At 39.7% G+C, this 23,350-nt stretch carries 25 protein-coding genes; 15 read left to right on the top strand and 10 right to left on the bottom strand.

Annotated elements, in window-relative coordinates:
* Positions 1-35: 35 nt before the first annotated feature.
* Positions 36-656, bottom strand: a complete 621-nt coding sequence (locus tag FL972_RS08485; protein ID WP_144604764.1) for a LysE family translocator — start codon at positions 654-656, stop codon at positions 36-38.
* Positions 653-2,203, bottom strand: a complete 1,551-nt coding sequence (locus FL972_RS08480; protein ID WP_144604762.1) for a GH3 family domain-containing protein — start codon at positions 2,201-2,203, stop codon at positions 653-655. The genes FL972_RS08485 and FL972_RS08480 overlap by 4 nt, the downstream gene beginning before the upstream one ends.
* Positions 2,204-2,251: 48 nt before the next feature.
* Here FL972_RS08480 and FL972_RS08475 point away from each other — a divergent pair, with 48 nt between their 5' ends.
* The 12 genes from FL972_RS08475 (at position 2,252) to FL972_RS08420 (ending at position 13,373) form a co-directional block, all read left to right on the top strand.
* Positions 2,252-2,923: a YggS family pyridoxal phosphate-dependent enzyme gene (locus tag FL972_RS08475; protein ID WP_144604760.1), complete on the top strand. Its 672-nt coding sequence runs from the start codon at positions 2,252-2,254 to the stop codon at positions 2,921-2,923.
* Between the two features lie 10 nt (positions 2,924-2,933).
* Positions 2,934-3,329, top strand: a complete 396-nt coding sequence (locus FL972_RS08470) for a DUF423 domain-containing protein (RefSeq protein WP_144604758.1) — start codon at positions 2,934-2,936, stop codon at positions 3,327-3,329.
* A complete protein-coding gene (locus FL972_RS08465) occupies positions 3,319-4,611 on the top strand; it encodes a D-alanyl-D-alanine carboxypeptidase/D-alanyl-D-alanine-endopeptidase (protein ID WP_186300061.1) in 1,293 nt (430 codons plus the stop codon). The genes FL972_RS08470 and FL972_RS08465 overlap by 11 nt, the downstream gene beginning before the upstream one ends.
* Positions 4,612-4,641: 30 nt before the next feature.
* Positions 4,642-5,685, top strand: coding sequence for a S66 peptidase family protein (locus tag FL972_RS08460; RefSeq protein WP_144604754.1), 1,044 nt, complete (start codon positions 4,642-4,644; stop codon positions 5,683-5,685).
* A gap of 440 nt (positions 5,686-6,125) precedes the next feature.
* Positions 6,126-6,755, top strand: a complete 630-nt coding sequence (locus FL972_RS08455) for an SGNH/GDSL hydrolase family protein (protein ID WP_250161324.1) — start codon at positions 6,126-6,128, stop codon at positions 6,753-6,755.
* Between the two features lie 350 nt (positions 6,756-7,105).
* Positions 7,106-7,765 carry a DUF4377 domain-containing protein gene (locus FL972_RS08450; RefSeq protein WP_144604750.1) on the top strand — a complete coding sequence of 220 codons (660 nt, stop codon included), beginning with the start codon at positions 7,106-7,108 and terminating at the stop codon, positions 7,763-7,765.
* 106 nt (positions 7,766-7,871) lie between these two features.
* Positions 7,872-8,483, top strand: a complete 612-nt coding sequence (locus tag FL972_RS08445; RefSeq protein ID WP_144604748.1) for a fumarylacetoacetate hydrolase family protein — start codon at positions 7,872-7,874, stop codon at positions 8,481-8,483.
* A complete protein-coding gene (locus FL972_RS08440) occupies positions 8,470-10,344 on the top strand; it encodes a M23 family metallopeptidase (RefSeq protein ID WP_144604746.1) in 1,875 nt (624 codons plus the stop codon). Before FL972_RS08445 ends, FL972_RS08440 begins: the two co-directional genes overlap by 14 nt.
* Positions 10,345-10,372: 28 nt before the next feature.
* Positions 10,373-10,822 carry a thioredoxin-dependent thiol peroxidase gene (gene bcp, locus FL972_RS08435; protein WP_144604744.1) on the top strand — a complete coding sequence of 150 codons (450 nt, stop codon included), beginning with the start codon at positions 10,373-10,375 and terminating at the stop codon, positions 10,820-10,822.
* 9 nt (positions 10,823-10,831) lie between these two features.
* Positions 10,832-11,683, top strand: coding sequence for a transketolase (locus FL972_RS08430; RefSeq protein ID WP_144604742.1), 852 nt, complete (start codon positions 10,832-10,834; stop codon positions 11,681-11,683).
* Positions 11,684-11,705: 22 nt separating this feature from the next.
* Positions 11,706-12,668 carry a transketolase family protein gene (locus tag FL972_RS08425; protein WP_144604740.1) on the top strand — a complete coding sequence of 321 codons (963 nt, stop codon included), beginning with the start codon at positions 11,706-11,708 and terminating at the stop codon, positions 12,666-12,668.
* Between the two features lie 156 nt (positions 12,669-12,824).
* Entirely contained in the window at positions 12,825-13,373 is a 549-nt protein-coding gene (locus tag FL972_RS08420; protein WP_144604738.1) for a GNAT family N-acetyltransferase, read from the top strand.
* Positions 13,374-14,568: 1,195 nt separating this feature from the next.
* On the opposite strand, the gene FL972_RS08415 is transcribed toward FL972_RS08420, so the two are convergent.
* The 7 genes from FL972_RS08415 to FL972_RS08385 form a co-directional block, all read right to left on the bottom strand.
* On the bottom strand, positions 14,569-15,225 hold the full coding sequence (locus FL972_RS08415) for a DUF6266 family protein (protein ID WP_144604736.1): 657 nt from the start codon (positions 15,223-15,225) through the stop codon (positions 14,569-14,571).
* A gap of 364 nt (positions 15,226-15,589) precedes the next feature.
* Positions 15,590-15,850 carry a hypothetical protein gene (locus tag FL972_RS08410; protein ID WP_144604734.1) on the bottom strand — a complete coding sequence of 87 codons (261 nt, stop codon included), beginning with the start codon at positions 15,848-15,850 and terminating at the stop codon, positions 15,590-15,592.
* Between the two features lie 103 nt (positions 15,851-15,953).
* Positions 15,954-16,439: a hypothetical protein gene (locus FL972_RS08405; protein ID WP_144604732.1), complete on the bottom strand. Its 486-nt coding sequence runs from the start codon at positions 16,437-16,439 to the stop codon at positions 15,954-15,956.
* A 103-nt stretch (positions 16,440-16,542) separates the two neighbouring features.
* Positions 16,543-16,821: an MPN domain-containing protein gene (locus FL972_RS08400; RefSeq protein ID WP_144604730.1), complete on the bottom strand. Its 279-nt coding sequence runs from the start codon at positions 16,819-16,821 to the stop codon at positions 16,543-16,545.
* Positions 16,822-17,076: 255 nt separating this feature from the next.
* The gene (locus tag FL972_RS08395; protein ID WP_144604728.1) at positions 17,077-18,060 is read right to left on the bottom strand and encodes a HEPN domain-containing protein; all 984 of its coding nucleotides are present in this window, start codon (positions 18,058-18,060) and stop codon (positions 17,077-17,079) included.
* The gene (locus FL972_RS08390; RefSeq protein WP_144604726.1) at positions 18,047-18,670 is read right to left on the bottom strand and encodes a hypothetical protein; all 624 of its coding nucleotides are present in this window, start codon (positions 18,668-18,670) and stop codon (positions 18,047-18,049) included. The genes FL972_RS08395 and FL972_RS08390 overlap by 14 nt, the downstream gene beginning before the upstream one ends.
* Positions 18,671-18,687: 17 nt before the next feature.
* Positions 18,688-19,323, bottom strand: coding sequence for a hypothetical protein (locus FL972_RS08385; RefSeq protein ID WP_144604724.1), 636 nt, complete (start codon positions 19,321-19,323; stop codon positions 18,688-18,690).
* A 547-nt stretch (positions 19,324-19,870) separates the two neighbouring features.
* On the opposite strand from FL972_RS08385, the gene FL972_RS08380 reads away from it, so the two are divergent.
* Complete coding sequence (locus tag FL972_RS08380) at positions 19,871-20,269, top strand: helix-turn-helix domain-containing protein (RefSeq protein ID WP_144604722.1); 399 nt, start codon at positions 19,871-19,873, stop codon at positions 20,267-20,269.
* A 45-nt stretch (positions 20,270-20,314) separates the two neighbouring features.
* Positions 20,315-20,539, top strand: a complete 225-nt coding sequence (locus FL972_RS08375) for a hypothetical protein (protein ID WP_144604720.1) — start codon at positions 20,315-20,317, stop codon at positions 20,537-20,539.
* Between the two features lie 470 nt (positions 20,540-21,009).
* On the opposite strand, the gene tnpA is transcribed toward FL972_RS08375, so the two are convergent.
* Positions 21,010-21,456 (bottom strand): IS200/IS605 family transposase, encoded by a 447-nt coding sequence (gene tnpA / locus FL972_RS08370; protein ID WP_144604718.1) that lies wholly within the window; start codon positions 21,454-21,456, stop codon positions 21,010-21,012.
* Positions 21,457-22,019: 563 nt separating this feature from the next.
* Here tnpA and FL972_RS08365 point away from each other — a divergent pair.
* The gene (locus tag FL972_RS08365; RefSeq protein WP_144603723.1) at positions 22,020-23,342 is read left to right on the top strand and encodes an IS1380 family transposase; all 1,323 of its coding nucleotides are present in this window, start codon (positions 22,020-22,022) and stop codon (positions 23,340-23,342) included.
* Positions 23,343-23,350 lie beyond the last annotated feature (8 nt).

The following is a 23,350-nucleotide window of genomic DNA, read 5'->3' as shown; positions in this document are numbered from 1 at the left end:
GCTGACCTAGAAACTATATAATGAGACAGCCTCTTTTATTGGTTTAAAGCCCAATAGATCATCCTAGTACCGAATCCTATCATGATAAAGCCTACCAAAAAGCCCAAAATTTTCATCAATCGGGGCGTAACCAAAGGCCTTAATTTTTTTGCTATAAAAGCCTTCAGTAAATCAATGGAAAAAACGGTTCCTAAAATACCTGAATAATAACTACCTGCTTCAGCCTTTCCATAATCAGGTTTCAAATGCACTAAGCTGGCTATCGAAACCCAAAATAACAGCACAAAGGGATTAATTCCATTGATGCTGAAACCCTTTATAAAAGCCGTCTTTTTTTGGATTGGCAGAGTAATCCCTCCAGAATTAGGACGGGAAGTTTTGGCTTTCATCAAATTACTAATCCCAAAACCAAATAAAACCAGGCCTCCGAAAACCCCTAAAACGAATTCAAAATGATCAATCCCAGAAAGATAGCTGACACCAAAATAGGTGATCAAAACATAGATACAGTCAGACACCAATATCCCCAAAGCGGCCAAAGCAGCATATCTAAATCCATGCTCCAAGCTACTTTGAATCAGCGTAAAGAAAACGGGGCCGATAAGGGCAGAAAGCAAGAGCCCCATACTCAAGCCTTCCAGTAAAGCAGTGATCAAAAGTCGGCTCCTTTCTTTTTCAAAAACTCCCTCCAAGATTCGGCTTTTTCGCCTTTAAGAACTCGGGGAAATTTATTTTGACCTCCCTCCTTTCCCTGACTTCTCATCCAATCATAAAAGTCAGAACTGGGTCTAACCTCACAAAACACCTTCTTTAAAGCATGCCTTCTCTCTACAGCATAATCGTCGTTCAACTCTTTTAGCAGGGCATCAATTCTTTCTCCCAATTGCTGGGCATCCACTGCATCATTGGTTCCGATGTACCAATGGTGGGCAAATAAATTTTTGTAAGGCTCACCCAAAACAGTGAATTCTTTGATTGTAATATCAAACTCGTTAGAAGCAAGCTCTACTGCCTTATTCATATTATCCACCGACAAATGCTCTCCGCATAGACTCAAAAAATGCTTGGTTCTGCCAGTGATAATGATCTCAGACTCCTCCTTCGAAACAAAGCGAATAGTATCCCCAATCAAATATCTCCATGCCCCGGCGCAAGTTGAAATCAGTATTGCATAATCTTTTCCTTCCTCAATCTGATCAATTTTCAATGTTTCTGCGTCTTGGCGAATGGAGCCATTTTCATCGAAGTTTTTGTCGTTAAAAGGCACAAACTCATGAAAAATCCCATTGTTCAGCACGAGTCGCATAGACTTTCTTCCTGGTAAAGCCTGAAAGGCCAAAAATCCTTCAGAAGCCAAATAGGTTTCAATATAAGTAAGCGGCTTTCCCAATAGCTTTTCAAAACCTTTTTTATAGGGTTCGAACGAAACCCCTCCATGGACAAAAATCTGAAGATTGGGCCAAATCTCATGAATATGAGCCACTTGATATTTTTCTATGATTTTCTCCAATAAGATCTGCAACCAGGCTGGAACTCCCACAATAATCCCAATATCCCATTTAGGTGCTTTTTCGACTATTTGATCCAGCTTGTCTCCCCAATTCTTATTTCTGGATATTTTTTTCCCGGGTTTGTAAAAACGCTGAAACCAAATAGGCAACTTTCCAGCAGTGATTCCACTTAGATCACCAGAAAAATAGGTGCCATTAAATTCCAAATCGGTACTTCCTCCCAACATCAAGATACCTTTGGTAAAAAGTGATTTAGGCAAGTCGTATTTCGAAAGACTTAAAATCTGCCTCACTCCTGTTCTTCGGATGGCCTTCACCATATCTTTAGTGATTGGAATATATTTCGATGCGGCTCCCGATGTACCTGAACTCAAGGCGAAATGCTTTACTTTTCCCGGCCAAGTGATATCTCTTTCCCCATTGAGTAATCTATGCCACCATTCTTTATAGATTTTGTCGTAATCATAAATCGGAACTGAGTTTTTGAATTTTTCATAAAACTGATCATTTCCTCCTTTGAAAGATTTTAAAATTCCCGAAAAATCATATTTTTCTCCAATGGCAGTTCTATTTGAGGCTATGAGCAGTTTTTTCAAAGCCTGTTTTTGCAATTCTATAGGTTGAGAGTACTCTTGCTCTAAACTTTCTCTCAAGCGAATGCCTTTCTTTAGTAAAGTACTGATGATCGCCATATCTTTGTCTTGGCCTTTTTCAAAAATTTAAGAGCTTAAAAATAGAAAATGGATATCAAAGCAAATCTTGAAAACGTAAAAAAAACCTTTAAAAATCCAGAATGCTTACTTGTAGCAGTCAGCAAAACCAAGCCTATAACTGACCTCAAAGAGGCATATAGTGCTGGGATTAGGGATTTTGGGGAAAACAAAGTTCAAGAGCTTCAGGAGAAGCAACCTCAACTCCCTGAAGATATCCGATGGCATATGATCGGGCATTTGCAGAGAAATAAAGTCAAATACATTGCACCTTACGTGCATTTGATTCATGGAGTGGATTCCTTCAAGCTTTTAAAAGAAATCAATAAGCAAGGAAAAAAGATAGATCGAAAAATCTCTGTCTTGTTGCAAATGCATATTGCTGAAGAAGACAGCAAATTCGGATTTGACAGAAAAGAGATGGATGAGATGCTGGCAGACCCAGACTTTTCTGAGCTCAGTCATGTAACAATCAAAGGCTTGATGGGGATGGCTACCTTCACCGAAAATGAAGAACAGATCAGAAGAGAATTTCAGGGTTTAAAAAATCACTTCGAGGAACTCAAAACCAATCCCCTTCCTGACTTCATGAAAATGGAAATTTTATCCATGGGCATGAGCGGAGACTATTTGATTGCGCAGGAAGAAGGAAGTACTATGGTCAGGATAGGTTCTGCAATTTTTGGAGCAAGAAATTATTAATCAAGAGCTAATGAACGGAAAACAATTGATCATGCTAGCCGGACTTTCCGGAGCTATAGCTGTAGGCTTAGGAGCATTTGGGGCACATGGATTGGAAGATACATTGGCGGACACCGGAAGAGCCGACACTTTTGAAACGGCGGTGAAATATCACTTTTACCATACCTTGGCTATTGCCTTAATCGGTATTATCAAATTGACCAAACCCAATTGGAAAAGCTTGGTATTTGCTTCCTGGAGTATGGTTTTCGGAATAATCGTCTTTTCAGGATCTCTTTATATTCTTTCCCTGTCTGGTGTAACTTGGTGGGGGGCCATTACTCCATTAGGTGGAGTAGGTTTTATCATGGGTTGGCTTGGATTATTTTACTCAGCACTTCGCAATGACCAAATTCTTGCAGATTAGAATTATTACTATTTTTCTTTTTTTGATCGTCTTTCAGCAGGCTCAGGCCCAGTTGACAAGAGATCAGTATTTACAACTTGAAAATGCCTTAGGAGAAGGGAGCTTTTTTTCAGGACATTTGACAGGTTTCATGCTTTATGATCTGGATTCCCAGCGGGTTTTATATGAGAAAAACTCTCAAATGAGATTTACTCCTGCCTCAGTCACAAAGCTATTTACCTTGTTTTCTAGTATCTTAATTTTGAATGATAGCACCCAAACCCTAAGATATGTCCAATCAGGGGACACCTTAAAGATTTGGGGAGCTGGAGATCCTTCTTGGAACTATAAAAAATTGCCCCAACCCAAATTTCAGGATTTTTTCAAGCCTTATTCAGTGATTCAATTTTCAGACGCCAACCTTAAGTCCACACCTTTTGGAGCGGGATGGCAATGGGATGATTACTTATATTATTATGCAGCTGAACGATCTTCTCTTCCTATCTATGGGAATGTAATGCACGTATTTGCAGGAAGAGTCAACCCTAAAGTCTTTCCAACAAAATTTCAGTCATCGATCCGTACCAATGAAAAGGAAACAAAAGACATGGAAAGAGACTTCCATTCCAATACTTTTTACTATAACCCCGATTCTTACAGAGGAAGAGAGGACTTTCTACCATTTATTACTTCCCCACAGCTTTTGACAGAGTTCGCGAAAAATGAGACGGGGAAGAATTGGATTTACAAGGCAGAAAAGTTACCTGAAAACCATAAACTTTGGAGAGGAGCACCTTTATTCCCGATTTTAAAAGAAATGATGCTGGAATCGGACAATTTTTTAGCGGAGCAATTATTATTGATGATTTCAGATCGGCTTTTTGGTGAATTAAATTCTGAAAGGGCGATAGAATACATTATCAAAACCTATTTATCGGATTTACCGGATCAACCTATTTGGGTGGATGGCAGTGGCTTGAGCAGGTATAATTTATTTACTCCCAGAACGATGGTGGGGCTCTTTGAAAAATTGTATCGGGTAGTACCTGATCAAATGCTTTTTGAACTCCTTCCGACTGGCGGCAAATCCGGCACGATCAAAAATAATTATCAGGCAGCCCAAGCTTATATTTTTGCAAAGACTGGTACTATGAGTAATAATCACAGCTTGGTTGGACTAATTAAAACTAAGTCGGGAAAGCTCTATTGCTTTGCTTTCATGAATTCCAACTATCCCTGGAAAGCTTCTGAGATAAGAAGAGAAATGGAAAAGGTACTGGTCATGACCAGGGATATATTGTAATTGAATTAAATTCACAAAAATCTTCATTGGATGAACAAACGCACTTTTCTCAAATCACTCGGTGTCTTGGCCGGAGCCAGTCCTTTCTTCGGATTCAATTCCATTTCTTCTGAAAGTAACCCAAGTACTTTACTCCCAAAATCCCTCCAAAAAGGAGATGTGGTCGGGTTAATAAGTCCCTCAGCTGCTACTGCCGACAGGATGCAATTCACCTTCGCCAAAGAAGCATTGGAAGCCCTTGGTTTCCAAGTTAAGCTCGGAGAAAATCTAAAAAACAGAAGAGGTCATTTGGCTGGCACAGATCAGGAAAGAGCATCGGATTTAAACCAAATGTTTGCAGACCCGACTGTCAAGGCAATTATTTGTATCCGAGGCGGCTCAGGAGCAGCGCGGATTTTACCATTGATCGATTATAAACTGATCAAAAATAATCCAAAGCCCTTGATGGGCTATTCGGATATTACCGCTCTTCATTGTGCCATTCATTCCCAAACAGGCCTTATTTCATTTCATGGACCCAATGGAACCGGCAGTTGGAACAGTTTCAATGTTCAAGCCTTCAATCAACTGTTTTTTGAGAAAAAACTGGTTCAATATAAAAATGAACAAGTTAAAGGAGATGATTTGGTCATTAAAAACAACAGAATTCAAGTGCTCAAAGCAGGAACAGCAGATGGGAAAATTTTGGGTGGCAACTTGACCGTATTGACAGCTTTGAGTGGCACTCCTTACTATCCAGATTTCAAAGATGCCATTCTATACACAGAAGATATTGGAGAAGATCCTTATAAAGTGGATAGAATGATGAGTACACTGAAGCTCAATGGAACATTAGACCAGATTAAAGGGTTTATTTTTGGTCAGTGCAGTGACTGTGAGCCGGGAGGTGGATATGGTTCATTATCCGTAGATCAGGTTTTGGATGATTATATTTTACCTCTTAATATTCCAGCTTATTCAGGTGCAATGATTGGCCATATTTCTAAACAATTCATCATTCCTAATGGAGCTGAAGTCCGAATGGATTCTACAAAAGGCTCAATAGAGTTGCTGAAACCAGTATTTCAATCCTAATGAAATCGAGCACGACGCAAGCGACCCACACTTGTATGTCATAATGTATCAGGGAAAAGGTACGACCTGCTTGCTGCAGGCAGGGATTCCATCCCGATTTTCGGGACAGGTACTGACCTCTGAAAAACAAATTATAAACAGATGAAATGCCCATGAGGAAAAATCTCACACAAGGGGATGATTATTTTGGGCATTCCATCTGACCTCTAAAAATCAAAATATAAACAGATGAAATCGAGCACGACCCAAAGTGACACACAGAGAAACGCCCCGATGTATCGGGGAATCAATGCGAAGATTCCATCCCGATTTTCGGGACAGGTACTGACCTTTGAAAAACAAATTATAAACAGATGAAAATGTATAGTTTATTTATTTTTATATCAGTTCTTTTAGCTTGCAACACAGCGAGCATAGAGCTACCCCAAAATTTTACCACCGTGAAAGATCAACCTTTAACCTACCTTGCATTAGGAGATAGTTATACGATTGGAGAGGGAGTACCTGAAAAGGATCGATACCCCAACATTCTGGTTGAAAAATTAAATACTCAGACCGAACTCAAGTGGGGCAAACCTAAGATCATTGCCAAAACCGGATGGACTGTTGACGAATTGGATAAAGGAATCAATGAAGCTGCTCCAACAGGCACTCCCTATGATTTAGTCACCTTATTAATCGGAGTAAATAATCAATACCGAGGACGATCCGTAGACGATTATCGGGTTGACTTTGAATTAATGCTTTTAAGAGCAATTGGATTTGCAGGAAATAGACCAAACCGAGTGGTGGTCGTATCTATTCCCGATTGGGGAGTCACTCCTTTTGCTGATAAAAGATCCACTGACAAGCAGAAAGTTGCTGCTGAAATCGATGCCTACAACCAGGCAAAGAAAAGCGTTTGCGGGAAATTTGGAGTGAAGTTCGTGGAGATTACTGAACATTATCGCCGAGTAGGTGCTCAGCCCGATATGGTCGTTGAGGATCAGTTGCACCCATCAGGAAAAGTATACGAACACTGGGCTTCTGAACTATTCAAGGTTGTAAACTCTATCAAGTTTAAGCAATAAACCTTTCCTTGATCGGATCTTTTTTGTCACTCTGAATATTTCTCCCAACTCCTTTGCCTTTTAATCTCAGAAGTAGCTGATGAATTTAAAAATAAGCATTTGGTTAAGCTTAGAATTAGTTTCTTCTATGCGATTGGATAATTCAATAGCCGGATATAAGATAATTTCCTATCAAAAGATAGCAGCGTATAAAACTATATCTTTTGGGTAAATGAAACCTATACTCTAGGCTTGGATCATTCAAATATAAATAATTCCATTTCCAGCTTTGGGCTAGTTTCCAATGAAAAGAAATAATCCTTACATTTATTATGGAAGGGAAAGTGCCTGTCTGGGATAAATTAATTGAGATGAAGGCGAGCAAATACTTATGCCTACTTTTAGCCATTTTCCTTTCCTGTGCTGAAAAGGAAACAAAAATCATTTGGGTATATCCGTATCTCCTGAATTCAGAATTATATCCCAATGCCGAAGCAGGAATTTTTTTTCTTACTCAAGATAATGAAGAGCTAGATTACTCTAAGTGGAAACGTCAACCGGAGAGTTTCGAAATTAAAGGCTTTAAATTTGAAGAAGGATATTTTTACAAACTAAAAGTAGAATATGAAGTGGATCAACCTTCTCAAAAATTCAAATTGAAATCTATTTTAGAGAAACAAAAAGATTGGATAAGATCAATCGAGGGAGCTTGGCAAAATATATCCATACCGGAACAACCCTATTTTCCAATTTTTATTCGGATTCAAAAATTAAGCAGAACGCTTGAAACGTATGGAGGTTGTTTTAAAGGAATCACAGGTATGGGGGAAGTAGGGGAAAGAAAAATCCAATTAGCGCATACCTATTATCGGTTGGAAGCTGATAAAATTTGCCTTGGCCAAAACCCCATTCAAGAAGGAAGTTTTAGCTTTGTCCAATCCACCACCCAATATCAACTCACACCGGATAACTTTTTGGAGTTTTTTGATGAAAAGGGAAAACTCTTGATCCGCTTCAAGCCATCCGAGTAAAATTATCCTTATTCTCGGCTTTTCATCCACTTTTTGCCAAGGATATGCTTATTTTCACGTTTGGAAATTCCTACCATTTTCAAGCTTTATAAAAGCCCTAAAACCTATGAAAATTATCTGCATTGGCCGTAATTATGCGGCTCATATTGAAGAGTTAAAAAATGAAACCCCCGGAAATCCGGTAGTTTTTTTGAAACCAGATACAGCTTTATTGAAAAATGGGGCAGCTTTTTACTATCCTGATTTTTCAAAAAACATTCATCATGAAGCTGAATTGGTGCTGAAAATCAGCAAAGAGGGAAAGTACATTCAAAAGCAATTTGCTCATAGGTATTACGAGGAAATAGGTCTGGGAATTGATTTTACGGCCCGTGATCTTCAAGATCAATGCAAGGCCAAAGGTTTGCCTTGGGAAATAGCAAAAGCCTTCAACGGCTCAGCTCCTATTGGTGATTTTATCCCCGTTTCAGAGATCCCCAACTTGGAATCCATTGATTTTCACCTTACGATAAACGGGGAAATCAAGCAACAAGGAAATACCAGCTTAATGCTATTCAATTTTGCTACGATAATTGAATACGTTTCCCAATTTTTCACGTTGAAGAAAGGCGATTTGATTTATACAGGAACTCCGGCAGGAGTAGGTCCTGTCAAAATTGGAGATCGACTGGAAGGATTCATTGGAACCCAAAAAATGCTTGATTTTGAAGTTAAGTAAACTACTACCCGTATTCATTTTATTTCTTTTTCTTGGTCAAAATTCATTCTCTCAGGGAGTCATTCGGGATTACTTCCGATCGCCTGTTAAGCCTGGAGGAAGGAATTATTTGTCCGGAAATTTCTCTGAATTAAGACCCAACCATTTCCATACTGGGCTTGATTATAAGTTTGGAGGCGTGGAAGGAGAACCAATTTATGCAGCTGCAGATGGCTGGGTTCACCGAATCAAAATCTCCACCTACGGCTATGGAAATGTCATCTATCTAAAGCATCCAACGGGGCACATAACCCTTTATGGGCATTTGAGAAATTTTAATCCCAAGCTTCATCAGTACATGATAGAACGCATGTACGAAGCCCAAGTCAATGAGTTGGAGTTATACCCTACCCCAAGAGAACTGAGTTTCAAAAAAGGAGAACGCATAGCTGATGGAGGAAACACTGGGAGTTCAGGTGGTCCTCATTTACATTTTGAAATTAGAGACAGTCTGGACAGGGCTATGGATCCGCTTCTTTTTGGTTTTCCGGAAATCCTTGACAACATAGCTCCTACTCCACAGAAATTAGCACTTGTCCCCCTTCAAATTGATTCCAGAATTAATGGAAAATTTGAGAGAATGGAGTTCACTCCTGTTGCAGGTGGTGGCGTATACAAAATACCTCAAACCATTCAAATCACCGGAAAAGTAGGAATTGAAGTGCAAGGCTTTGACCAATTGGACGGAGCTAGTAACAGAAATGGGTTTCCATATTTTGAAATTCGGGAAAATGACTCCTTGCTTTTTCAAGTAACAGTTGATAAAGTAGATTTCAATTTTACCCGACAGTTTTTGCTGCATACGCACCAAAACAGATTTTCGAAGCTCTACTATCAACCCAACCTGAAATTTGAATATCTCAGACCTCATCAGGCTGGGATAGGACATTTGGAATTGGAGCCGGGAAAAAGAAAAATTTATGAATTGCGCCTGATCGATGCTTTGGGAAATACTCAAAAAATTCAATTCTCATTGCAGGGAAAGGATCAGGAATTTGTAGTCGCAGATGGAGCCACTCCTAGTAAAGCTCAAGTGGATTATATCGGAAATATTCTTAAAATTAAGGCTCCAGTATCCAAACTCGGAGGCTTGGCTAAATTTTACGTGGGTACCCGGACTTTTGAAATGCTGCCTGCCTATCAAGATGCAAATAGCCGGACTTATTTGTGGGATATGCAATTTGGAATTCCTGAAGAAATTGATCTTTGCTCAGAAGTAATCAGCACCCCACTCAAAGCAGCCATTCCTGCTGGAGAAGAAAAGCTTTTTGCGCAAAGAGATGTTCAAATCAAATTTGATAAAAATACCCTATTGGATGATTTGTATCTAAGAATTCAGGAAAGTGGGACAGGCAGTTCTGCAAGATTACAAATCAATGATCCTTCGGAATATTTATGGAATTCCATGGAAGTGCTCTGGAACACCAGTCCAGGAAATTTGAATAAATCCAGAACTCATGTATACCAAGTCAATAGCAGAGGCAGTAAATCTTTTGTAGGAGGAACTTGGGAAGACGGAGCAATCCGCTTTAAAACCAGAAATTTTGGTACTTTTATGCTTGCTGAAGACATCAAGGCTCCCAGCATAACTCCTGTGAGAGTAAATTCCACAGAAATCCGCTTTTCCATTCGGGATGATTTATCCGGAATTCAGAGTTTCGAAGCAAAAGTAGATGGGAAATGGGTGTTGATGCGGTATGAGCATAAGCAGGCATTGATCTGGTCAGAAAAACTGGATAAACATCCCTTCCGCGGACCTGTTATTCTTAGGGTAACTGACATGGCTGGTAATGTAGCCGAATGGAAAGGAACCATCGCTTAATTCATGTTTTATTAAAAAAATTAAACGTATGTCATTAGAAGTAGGCCAAAAGGCACCAGATTTTGAAGCAAAAATTGAAACGGGAGAAACCATCAAACTCTCTGATTTTAAAGGAAAAAAAGTAATCCTATATTTTTATCCTAAAGACAATACTCCCGGCTGTACTGCTCAGGCTTGTAACCTCAGAGATAATTATGAAGCCCTGCAAAAAGCCGGGTATGTAGTTTTGGGGATCAGTTCCGATTCTGAAAAGTCTCACCAAAAATTTATAAACAAGCAGGAGCTTCCATTCTCTTTGATTGCAGATGAGGATAAAAAAGTTCACGAGCTCTATGGCACTTGGGTGGAAAAATCCATGTATGGAAGAAAGTATATGGGGGCTGCAAGAACCACTTTTGTAATTGATGAAGAGGGGAAAATAGAGGAGATTATAGAAAAAGTAAAAACCAAAGAACACACTGCTCAAATCCTAAAATAAACCTCCGTAATGGAAAAACAATCTATCGAACAACTCCAAAAAATCTGTACTCAACTCAGAAGAGATGTACTGAGAATGGTGCATGCTGTGCAATCCGGACATCCCGGAGCTCCACTTGGCTGCGCAGAATTCTTTGTGGCCTTGTATTTTGATCAGTTGAGACACAATCCTGACTTTAAAATGGATGGAAAAGGTGAGGATATTTTCTTCCTTTCCAATGGTCACCTCTCCGCAGGCTGGTATTCAGTCTTAGCGAGAAGCGGTTATTTTCCTGTTGAAGAACTCAAAACCTTCAGAAAAATCAATTCCAGACTGCAGGGACACCCAGCAACCCACGAACACCTTCCCGGTATTCGGGTAGCATCAGGTTCCCTGGGGCAAGGCCTATCCGTAGCACTTGGCGTTGCTCAGGCCAAAAAACTGGACAAAGATGATCACCTGGTTTATATCCTAATGGGTGATGGAGAATTGCAAGAAGGTCAGGTATGGGAAGCTGCCATGTATGCTGCTCATTTTGGAGTGGATAATTTGATTGCCACGGTAGATTATAATGGTCAACAGATCGACGGTCCAACTACAGAAGTGATGGATCTAAAAAATCTCAAGGCCAAATGGGAAGCTTTTGGTTGGGAAGTAATCGAAACCAAAAAAGGAAATGATCTAAGCTCCGTACTTGAGGGATTGGAAAAAGCCAAGTCCTTGACAGGAAAAGGTAAGCCTGTAATGAACCTCTTGTATACAGAAATGGGATATGGGGTTGACTTTATGGTCGGAACTCACAAGTGGCATGGCTCCCCTCCTAGTGACGAGCAATTAGCCGATGCCTTAGGACAATTAGAGGAAACCTTAGGCGATTATTAATCTACCCAACACAAAGAATATCATGAGCTTATACTTAAAATTTACATATACTGAGAAAAAAGATACCCGTTCAGGATTTGGTGACGGATTTCTGGAGGCAGGAAGAAAAAATCCAAATGTAGTAGGCCTTTGTGCGGATTTGATTGGTTCTCTGAAAATGGGAGCTTTTCAAAAGGAATTCCCTGAGCGCTTTTTCCAAACAGGAATTGCTGAGGCAAATATGATAGGCATTTCAGCTGGTTTGGCGATAGGAGGCAAAATACCTTTTGCGGGAACCTTTGCAAATTTTGCAACGGGCAGGGTTTATGATCAAATCAGACAATCCGTTGCTTATTCGAATAAAAACGTCAAAATATGCGCTTCTCATGCCGGTTTGACTTTAGGTGAAGATGGTGCAACTCACCAGATTCTGGAGGATTTGGGAATGATGAAAATGCTTCCCCATATGACTGTGATCAATCCTTGTGATTACAACCAAACCAAGGCTGCCACTTTGGCGATTGCGGAGTATGAGGGTCCTGTTTACCTAAGATTTGGACGCCCAAGTTGGCCTATTTTCACACCTGCTGATCAAAAATTCGAAATCGGAAAAGCCTGGAAAATGATAGATGGTAAAGACGTCACCATCTTTGCTACAGGTCATATGGTTTGGGAAGCGAATGTTGCTGAGGCTATGCTAAGAGAAGAAGGTATTTCTGCTGAAGTAATCAATATCCACACGATCAAACCTTTGGATGAAGAGGCTATTTTGGAATCTGTCAAGAAGACCGGATGTGCCGTCTCCGCTGAAGAGCATCAGATTAATGGTGGATTGGGAGATGCGATAGCTCAGACCTTGGCAAGAAACAATCCTGCTCCTTTGGAATATGTGGGTGTCAATGACAGTTTCGGAGAGTCAGGAACTCCCACTGCCCTTCTCGATAAATATGGTCTCAATGCTGCGAATATTGTGAAAGCTGCTAAGAAGGCCTTGAAGCGGAAATAAGAGCCTAAAAATATCTAAAAGGCTGTTTCATTAGTAATGCATTTGTCACATGGAGCGAAGTCGAAATGTAGGCCAGAAAGATTGAAATGGCCTTCGACTCCGCTTAGGCTGATATGCGATTGCTTTTGAAATGGCCTTTTTTTTAATTTTAACACCATGATAAAATTAACGGATAGCCTCAAGTTAATTCCGATACGAGAGCAAGACTTTGAATTGCTTCATCAACTCATGCATAAAATTTATAAGGAGGCTTATTCGGATTTCTGGCAGGATACCGGCGATTGGTATTTAGAGTTGATTTATAACAGAGAAAATTTATCCAAAGAGATTTCACGCAGTCGAACTCATTATTTTTTTGTGGAGTGGAACGAGCAGAAGGTAGGAATATTTAAATATGATTATCCTTTTTCTCCCAGAGAAGTGGAAATTCCAAATGCTATGAAGCTCCATAGACTTTATCTGGACCGAATTACTCATGGTCAGGGAATCGCCGCTCAATTGATGAAATACTTAGAAAATATAGCCAAAGAGCAGAATCTAGATGCTATTTGGTTGGAGGCAATGGTTTCCAAACATCAGGCGAAAAGATTTTATGAAAAATCAGGATATCAAAAAATCTACGAATATAGCCTCGACTTTGAAAAATTGAAGGATGAGTTCAGACAAATTCAGATCATGAAAAAGGAATTAAATAAATTTGAATAACCTCAATGATTTCTGCAGTCAAAAACCTTTGATTTGGGGCAAAAAGATGGAAGACGGGAGACCGAAGTGAAGGTGCCGGAGGCACGTCCTGTGACAGCAAAAAAGAGTTCGACCCGCTTCGAGGTCGAAAATACATTGATTTGAATAAATGATCACGGTGCCAATCAGCAAAAAAACAGGTCGCCCCTTCAGGGCTCTGAATCACTCTATTATATTATCTAAGCCCCAAATCGAATTTGGTGCTAATACAAAACGCCCCTCCAGGGCTGGGCTATGCATCCATAACCTTCTTCCTTAATAAATTATGAGGTATTCATAAATTCTGAAATAGTGTGCCAAAAGTGCCAAAGGCACGTCCTGTAATTGGAAGAAAAAGTTCGACCCGCTTCGGGGTCGGGAAAACCATTACCATTGATGCGTGATTTCCACGGGTTTCACCCGCGGTTATTCAGAGGTTTGACCCCTTATCAGGGGTCATTATTTGGAACACATTATGGGAAAGTAAAAGATCCTGAAAGGATCGAACATCTCAATAGCCCTAGGTGCAACCTAGGGAAATGGTAACATAACAAACCATGGTGGGAAACAACCCTGAACGGGGTTGAACTTCTGTGAAGGAAAAAAAAGATCAAAATAAAGTTCGGCCCGCTTCGAGGTCGGGAAAACATTATAAGGTAGTCATCTTTTCCATGGGTATGGATTCGCTTCGCTTATCCATTACCCATGGCTACGTCTGAGGCGCACAGGTATTGAAAAATTTGACCCTCCCGATATCCTTTCAGTCATCGGGACGGGCTTTATCAGGGGTCGGAAAACTAGTTTTCGGTGATTTGGAATCATGACCACAAAGTGGTCAAACTTTTGAATAGCCCCCGGTGGAACCGGGGGTTTGATCGACCCAGATACCATGGTGGACAACAACCCCGAACGGGGTTGAACTTCTGTGAAGGAAAAAAAAGATCAAAATAAAGTTCGACCCACTTCGGGGTCGGGAAAACCATTGGCACTGGATCATTTTATCCACGGATTTCACCTTTGGTTCACCCGCGGCTATTGAAAGGTTTGACCCCATTTGGGGTCGATAATACATTGATTTGAATAAATGATCACGGTGCCAATCGGCAAAAAAACAGGTCGCCCCTTCAGGGCTCTGAATCACTCTATTATATTATCTAACAAGGCATTGAAAGCCTTGCTATAAAACCAATTTTCCCAAATAAATAGAATTTGAAAGGGTGTAAGATTTCTTCCAATTATTGAATTGACTGAAAGCAAAATAAATATGCCATGGAAAATTGCTATTTGCCTCGCTAAGATTGATTTCCGCTAAACCATCAGACCTTTTAAATTGATCCTTTATCCAAATATACTTTTCCGCCTCAGGCTGGTAAAGAACTATAAAAGCCTCATCACTCGATTTTGATTTTCCTTCATCTGAATTATTGCTCCAATGGATGCGGATTCCAGAATCCACTCTTTCAAAAAATGCATTTTGGGGCTCCAGTAAACTTCCTTTACTGATTTTCAAAAAAGCAGGATCAATTTTAGGATTCCGATCATGGTTATATCCCTTATGATTTAATTCTGAATAGGCTAAATGTACACCCTTTTTGCTCTGGGTGAGAAATTCCTGATAGCCGAAATCCAACACCTGTTTTAGAGGTTTAAGAAATTGATTAATAGTTTTTAGTTTTTCTCTCTGTAGGAGTTGAAGTTTAGAGGGATGAGTTTTGTTTTTATGACTTCCTCCTGGACGGGTCCGAACTACCGTTTTACCATTAAGGGTGTAAAAGACCAAATTGCCGATTTTCCCTTGGGGGAAGAAGATGTTTTTTGGTGGTAGATTTCCCATTTTAGATCAATTTTAATTAAAACTAAAGGTAATTTAATTGGTTGTGATAAATAAATCAATTAAACCCTTAATATTTTAATATCAGATTAAATCAAAAATGAGGCTTTATACTCCCTTAAATAAAATTTAACCCTAAATCTAAGCTGTAAAAACCCTACAAATACCCTAAATAAACCTGATCATATCAAGTTTTGATAATTGGTGTAAATGTATGTATCTGGATTGATTCTTGAATAAGAATATTCCACTCAACTAATCCCAAACATAATTTCAATAGAAGATTTGCTGAAGTCATAGTGAAAATTAAAAGCCCATATAGACAAAAAAAAGGGATAAAGCTGCTACACTTCTAGTAAACCTAAAACTACGAGGAAGGATTAGTTTTTTGGCTTTCAAGTTTTTTTTCTAGGCGGTTTCGGTCGAATTCTTCTCTACCCTTTTGAAGGTGATTATCTAGTAATTCAAAGAAAAAAAGTCGATTACTGACTTCCTCAGCATTTAAATCTCTTTGAGAAAGAAAAATCATCCAGGCTTGCAATAGCTCCCAAAGATAGATCTCCGTAGACGATTCAGCTATTGAATCAAATAACTCTTCTTTGTGATAATTAATTTCAGTAGGTATCATGATTGGATGGGTTTAAATTTTGGGAAACTTCCAGTTCTAAAGATTTTTCTTATTGGATATATTCTTGGAAATTCACCTACTCTGTTTATCAGTTAATTTTGAATTATGAATTTGCCAAAGGGATATATTTTTGAGATAAATGAATGAGGTAGATGGCTTCAACTAGTTTTAAGAAATACTCAAAATCTTCGAGATATTCTCCCTCATCTCCTTCGCAAATTGAAAATGTGAATGTCGCATACTCTCTAAATTGATTCCAGCGTTTCGCCCATTGAATTGCCGCTCTTTTACGATAGAATTTGTTCAAAAAAGAACAGGGATCGAGGATCTCCTCACTAGTCAGGTGTTTGGGAGATTCAACCAATAACTTCACATAATCCGGATAATTTTTAAGTTTTATATCTTGAGGTTGGTTACTTATGATCTTATCCCATTGAGCAGTAACCGAAGGACTCGGTCTACAGTTTATGAGATGCTCCCCTGCATAGATAAATTTCAAAATCAGCTTTCCTTGATAAAATATACAATCAGGAAATAAATCCTCCCAGACAGGTTCATGGTTAAAAACCTGTTGCTGAATAATCTTCATTTTATTTATCCAATATGGAAAACCTGCGATGGACTCCAAAAGGTTATCTACCTCTTGAAGAGCTTGTTTTTCCGAGCTTATTCGAAATCTCCGTTTAAATGTTTTAAAGTTGCATTCCATCTGATTTTGATTTTAGGTTGTTGGCCACATCAAGTTCCAAAGTACGCTGCTGCTTGATGAGTTTTTGGATTTCTGTGTAGAGATCTTCTTCATTTTGCCATTCGGTACAAAAACCCGAAATCAACTTTCTATTGATCTCCAAAGAGCGTAAAAGCAAATCGAGGATATTGCTATCGAATTCGGAATGATGAATATGGATGTCTCCATTTATACTAAGTGCAGAATCGACAAGATTGGAGAAGTGGATTACAATTGGTTTCATGATAGATTTTATTTTGGTTGAATACCAAATTCTTTATTTCAGGATTTCTGTCCTATTCAAAAAGGCGATGATTTAGATTGATTGAGGGATATTTTATTCTTTAGATTTTGGCTAAAGCCCAGCCAATTGTCACCATTCACTTTTTTATGAATGGCCTAAAGGCTCACTCCTATTAATTAGCAAATGCCCTAAAATTGCTATCTGCCCCGATCCATTGGGGTGGAAATGAAAGATACCTTGGGAATAAGCCCAATATCAATTATAATTTCCCTTTGCAAGAGCCAAACCCTTTAATCTTTCCAATTCATCAGTTGAGTAGCTTAAGATTTGCTTTACCTTATGCTCCAATTTTAATCGGTATTTCTGTTCTACCTTGAAATCCTCCTTGTACCGGGTATTGGTGTAGCATTTGTCGATCAGGTTCAAGATTAATTCATCTTCTCCTGAAAAAACTTCTTGAAATTTTGAATTGTATTTACTGGCGAAGCGGAGCAAAACTCGAATTTCATGGGTTTTCTTGTCCAGCTTTTCCCATGCAAACAGGATGGATCTTAGGGCCATTTCGGTAGTTTGGTGCAAAAGAAAGGGTTTCATATTCCCTTCAGTTTGCTGTGCCAATACCCAAAATTCCTCTGCCTTTTTTAATCCTATCTCAAGTCGCTCTACTGCTTTTGAGAATACCTGCTGTTGCTCTTTGTCCTTAAACAAAGGAAGTGGTTCAAAACCCGGTGCAAGGTAATATGCTTCACTTGGGAGAACTTCCGACCAAAGGTAGGGGTTGCCTATTTCCAAATTCTTTTTAAGGTAGGAAGCCGAAATGCAATGAATCTGATTCCCTGACTGACAAGAGCCCAAAAACCCAATCACAGTCTCCAATTCATCATGTTCGTCAGGACTTAAATGTGGGAGTAAAATATACCAGTGCTGGATTTGAGCTGATTCTTTCCGGTATATGGCCAAAGGATGTAGAAGTTCTATTAGTGCCGAACTGAGTACATCTATTTCTCTTGTAGATAGTGCTTCTTTGGGCAACTCTCGGTTCCGGTCAAGATGACTCAGCAAATGATTCAAAAGCTCATAAAAGTACATTCGGGTTGCAATATCCAGATCATCTTTTTCCCGCTGGGTTAAGAATATCATCCAACCTTGAAGCATTTCCCAGAGGTATTTGTTGATTTCATTTTTTGGAAATAGGTTGAATAGATCGTCAGGCGCTTGATTAGTCTCAAATTGAAGCATAGCTGTTTGGGTTTTGGGTGGGAGAATGACGAACGTATATCAGGTAGGAAGCCTCTGTTAGCTTGAGGAAGTATTGAAAATCTTTAAAATACGCTCCTTCATTACCCTCTGTAATAGAAAATTTGTAAAAGGCTGTTTCCCGAAAATGATTCCATCGACGAATCCAGGATTCAAGGCTTTTACGCTTAAAAAACTTTCGGATAAATCTACTTGGATTTAATATTTGACCTTGGCTAAGATGCCGTGGATAATAGGCCAAAAGATGATAAAAAGCATCTGGTTTTTCTTGATTTAAATATCTGCTTTCAATTAAATCATCGATCAGGTGTTTCCAATTCAGTTCCTCCTTCGATATCGGCGGAAAATCCATTAAAAACATGCTTGCATTGATGAGCTTTAAAAATACCTGACCGTTGTAGTGTACTGCATCCGGAAGTAATTTGTGGGGGATGGATCGAGAATCAAAAACTGAATTTTGAATGGTAGTAACCTTGGCTATCCAATAGGGAAGATCTGCAATGGTGCCAAAAATATCATCCAATACCTTAAAAGCCTGCTCCTTGGACTGACAGCGGTATTTTTTTCTAAATGTTCTGAAGGTGTTTTCCATGATTGTTGGCAGTTGAATTAAAACATTACGGGAAAGTTTAAATTGTAGGAATCGTATCCATCTGGCATTTCAGGAGAGAAATGGCGTACATATATCAGATAGATAGCTTCTAGGAGTTTATAAAAATCCCTAAAATCTGCTTGGAACAATGCTATATCCTCAGGTTCGAGACAAGTTATACTGCTGAACGATTCCTCAATCAGTTGATTCCACCTTCTGGCCCAATCGAAACATTGCCGTCGATAATAAAAGTCCTTGAGTACTAAATAGGGATCTTCAATCTCCTTTGGATTAAGGTACTGCGGTAAATGACGGATTCTATCAACTAGAGAAGGGCTTCTCTTTCTAGTATGTTTAAGAATAAGTTCTTTCCATGATGGGTTTGGACAGGGAGGGAATTGAGTTTTTTGGAAGAGAAAAAATCCGATATAAATCAAATGCAAAAATTCCCCTCCCTGGTTAATTATCGATTTGGGGCTTAGAAGCTTGAAACTTGGATTATGTTGCAAGACCTGCTCAAAAATAGCTGAAAGGTCATTTTTCCAGAAGCTCAGTTCCGAATAATCACAGAAAAATCGATATAAGCCCATGTGGCAATCCATCAGATCTTCACAGATCCCTTCATTTTCAAATGTATTGAGGTAGTGATACATGATTTAGGCGTTTGATTTCGGGCCTAAATTCAGGACAGTCTTTGAGATAGCCTATTCAGAAAATGGATGCTTTAGAAGGATCAGGGGATAAATTATTCTGTAGAAGTAGGCTAAAGCCCATCCAAGCTTGCTTTGTCCTCTTATGAATGGGCTAAAGCGCCACTCCTATTCAAGGTTTATGAATCAAAAAATCCTGAATTCTATTTACCCAATTTAAATTGAGACTTTGGTTTGCATCCAGCTTCTGCTCTCCTAATTGGGCTAAAGCCTCCATCCATCATAAGATCAATTATTGGAATGGGCTAAAGCACCATTCCTATTCATTGGCTCGGTGATTCGAATTGCCATCTGCTACTGAATTGCATCCAGCTTCAGCTGCAGGTAAAATGTGGAAATAAAATATACCCTGGGCTTTAGCCCAATCCATTTATTCAGTCAATGCTTGTCATAGAAAATCCAAATTTCCTTGGATCATGCTTGACAATGGAATAATTTAGTTTGATCCATTTCGAAGGAAATTCTTATTTTTAAGCAAGAGATATAGACTATGAGCGAAAAAATCCACCACGGCAGAAATATCAAAAGATTTCGGGAGATGATGGGCATCAAGCAGGAGGCCTTGGCTTTCGAACTTGGACCTGAATGGTCCCAAAAGAAAATCAGTCTTCTAGAGCAGAGAGAAGAGATTGAGGAGGAGCTACTTCGTCAGGTCGGCGAAATCCTCCAAATCCCCGTGGAAGCAATTAAGAAGTTTGATGAGGAACAAGCGGTTACAGTCATTTCAAGTACATTTAATGATAACTCCTCAGTTGTAAATAAGAATCCAATATTTAATCCTGTCGATCAACTTTTAAAACTTCACGAAGAGAAAATCGCTCTTTACGAGCGGATGCTAAAGGAAAAGGATGAGATGATGGCAAGGTTGGAGAAGTTGTTAGAAAGGTAAGCGGAAAACTATATTTTCAGATTTGGAAAGGAGGTTTTAAAAAAAATGCAACCAAAACCTAGAAAACAGGATAATAAAATAGAAAAGATGTCTTGGGAAGACTTTTTAGGTATTTCTCCTAAAAGAGTTAAATATGAAAATCTGGAAGAACAAATTACAAGACAAATTTCGGAAGGAAAACTGCTTAATCCGCTGAAATTGATAATAGGTACTTGGCCTGGAAATGAATCTGATGAAGAGTTTGAAGATCTTCTAAACAATCTTCATTGAATAAAGTCGAGGAGAAAAATCAAATCGCTTCTAAATCACAATCTTAAAAAGACCGAAGGTCTCAAGAATTTTTCACCCATTATTATACCCTAAGTGACTTTGAGCTATCTGGGCTAGGGAATTACATAACAAACCAGTGGAGATGGAAAATTTTGGAAAAGAAAATAAACGATAAGCTTTTAGTTCGACCCACTTCGGGCCTGCTTGACGCAGACAGGGTCGGAAAAACCATCACAAATTGATTTTTATTACCACGGGTTTCACCTGCGGCTATTCAGAGGTTGGACCCTTTCAGGGGTCAGAAAATTTCCTTGATCATCAATTGTGGAATTCATGACCACAGAGTGGTCGAACCTTTCAATAACTTGTCCGCCGTGGCGGAGCCCCCGGTGGAACCGGGGGGAATGAAAGTCAGGATGGTAGGAGACAACCCCGAAGCGGGTTGAACTTCTGGGGTTTCGAGGTTAAAACTACAAAAGATATTTCTCATCAAATTCAATTTCGTGTTCTTTCAAAAGCGCCAAGTACTCATCCTTAAACGAGAAATTCCGATGATGCGCTTCTTGATTTTTGATGTATTTGATCAACCGGTCTTTTTCTTTAATCGATTCTGAAAAGGCACCATAACCATCCTGCCAACCTTTAAATTTTGGAAAAATTGTTTCCTTTTTTATAAAATCATTTGCTGCCAATTTAATGTCTTTAATCAAAGAAGAAACAGATATTGTAGGATGGACATGAGTCAAAATGTGTAGATGATCTTCCACCCCATTAATTCGGTATAGATGGCAGTTTTTATTGGTCAGAAGCTGGTGGATGTAGGCAAATAGGCGCTTCTTTTGATCAGGGACGATGGTGGGTTCACGGTGTTTGGTGGAGAAAACAAGGTGATACAAAAGTTGGGTATGTGTGGCCATAACGTATTGATTTTGATTGAAAAAGATGATTTGAAAATCGTGAATTAATTCAAAAATGGCAAGGAAGAAATGAAGTGGAAATTAGTTCGACCCCTTTGGGGTCGTGAAAACCATTGGCGGTGGATCGTTTTATCCACGGGTTGGGGTTCGCAAGCTCACCCAACAACCCGCGGCTATTCAAGGTTTGACCACTTCGTGGTCATTTGATAGTTAAATTATGGAAAGGGAATCACAAGTAAATCACGATCCTAAAATACTTGTTTTCCATGCCAAAGATAAACGATCCTGTAAGGATCAAACTTTTGAATAGCCCCCGGTGGAACCGGGGGTGGCAATGGATGGTCCTTATTGGTTTTAGCAACCCTGTAGGGGTTGAACTTGTGGGAAATGGGAATTACAAATTCCGAAGGATATGAAAGCGTAGATGCAATCTACGCTTAGCCCAAACTATATTTTCTACAACTAGAAGGGGGGCGCACAGGTATTGAACCTTGATTATGCAATAGGATTTCGATTTGAGTCCAAAAGTGGTTAAATTTTGTTGGACAAGCTGTTTTTGAAGTATGAATAGTAGCACCAAAATGGTTAACCTTCCAATTGAATATTCCTCCAAGCCAGTTACCCCATTTGGAGGGATGAGTTTAATGAAACGATTTATTGATCAGGTAAGGATCCGGGAAAAGTTGGAAACGCTTAACCTTCCCCAACCGGGATCTAACCGGGGATATGATCCCAAGCAGATCGTGGAGAGCTTCTGGCTGGGCATCTGGACGGGGGCAAGCCGCTACATTCATTGTGATTGGCTACGATATGATCAGGTTCTCCACTCTATATTCGGCTGGGACACCATGCCTTCTCAGAGTACCTACAGTCGTTTTTTTGGCAAGTTTTCCCAGTCACTGAACACAGAGATTTTTCCTGAACTGCAGCATTGGTTTTTTGACCAGCTAAATATCGGAAGCCTCACCGTAGATTTTGACAGTACTGTCATCACTCGCTATGGGGATCAGCAGGGCAGTGCCAAAGGATACAATCCCAACAAACGGGGCCGGAATTCTCATCATCCGCTGATGGCTTTTGTGGAACAGACGCGTATGGTAGCCAATGCTTGGCTGCGTCCGGGAGATACCGCTGCCAGCAGCAGCTGCAAGGAGTTCATGGAGGAGACTTTCAATCAGGTACTCAAAGACCAGAAAATAGGTCTGGTGCGGGCAGACAGCGGATTTTACACCGAAGAACTGATGTCGTATCTGGAAGAGCAACAGCTGAACTACATCATGGCCGTGAGAATGTATCCCAACGTGAAAAGCGAAGTCTGGGCCATCAAAGACTGGATCAGATTGGCTAAAGGGATTGAACTAAGCGAAATGAAGTTTAGCCACGAAAACGGAAAACCCAGAAGGTATATCCTGGTCAAAAAGCAAATCGACATCAGGCCAAATGCCTCAGGCAAGATGCTCTTTGAGGATGAGCCAGGCTATCGCTACAGCTGCTATGTGACCAACATGGATCTTCCTCTGGATCAAATATGGAACATGTACAACAACAGAGCAGACTGTGAAAACAGAATCAAGGAACTCAAGTATGACTTTGGTCTGGAAAACTTCTGCCTACAGGACTTCTGGGCAACCGAAGCCTCCTTCAGATTCATCATGGTTGCCTACAACCTAATGAGTCTATTCCGTCATTTTGCTCTCAATCATCATAATCGGGCAACCTTGGGAACCCTCAGATCCTATTGCTTTGCATTAGGAGCATGGACAGCTTCTCACGCTAACAAAAAGGTCCTCAAGATCTCTTTGCCCACTAAACGAAGGCGGTGGATGGACGGAATTTTCTCCCAAATCTCAACTCTGAACAACCCCTTTAATTACTCTAATGCATAATTCGGGTT

It is taken from the genome of Algoriphagus algorifonticola (genome assembly GCF_007655305.1).
Lineage (GTDB): Bacteria > Bacteroidota > Bacteroidia > Cytophagales > Cyclobacteriaceae > Algoriphagus > Algoriphagus algorifonticola.
This window is presented reverse-complemented; position numbering and strand designations above follow the sequence as displayed.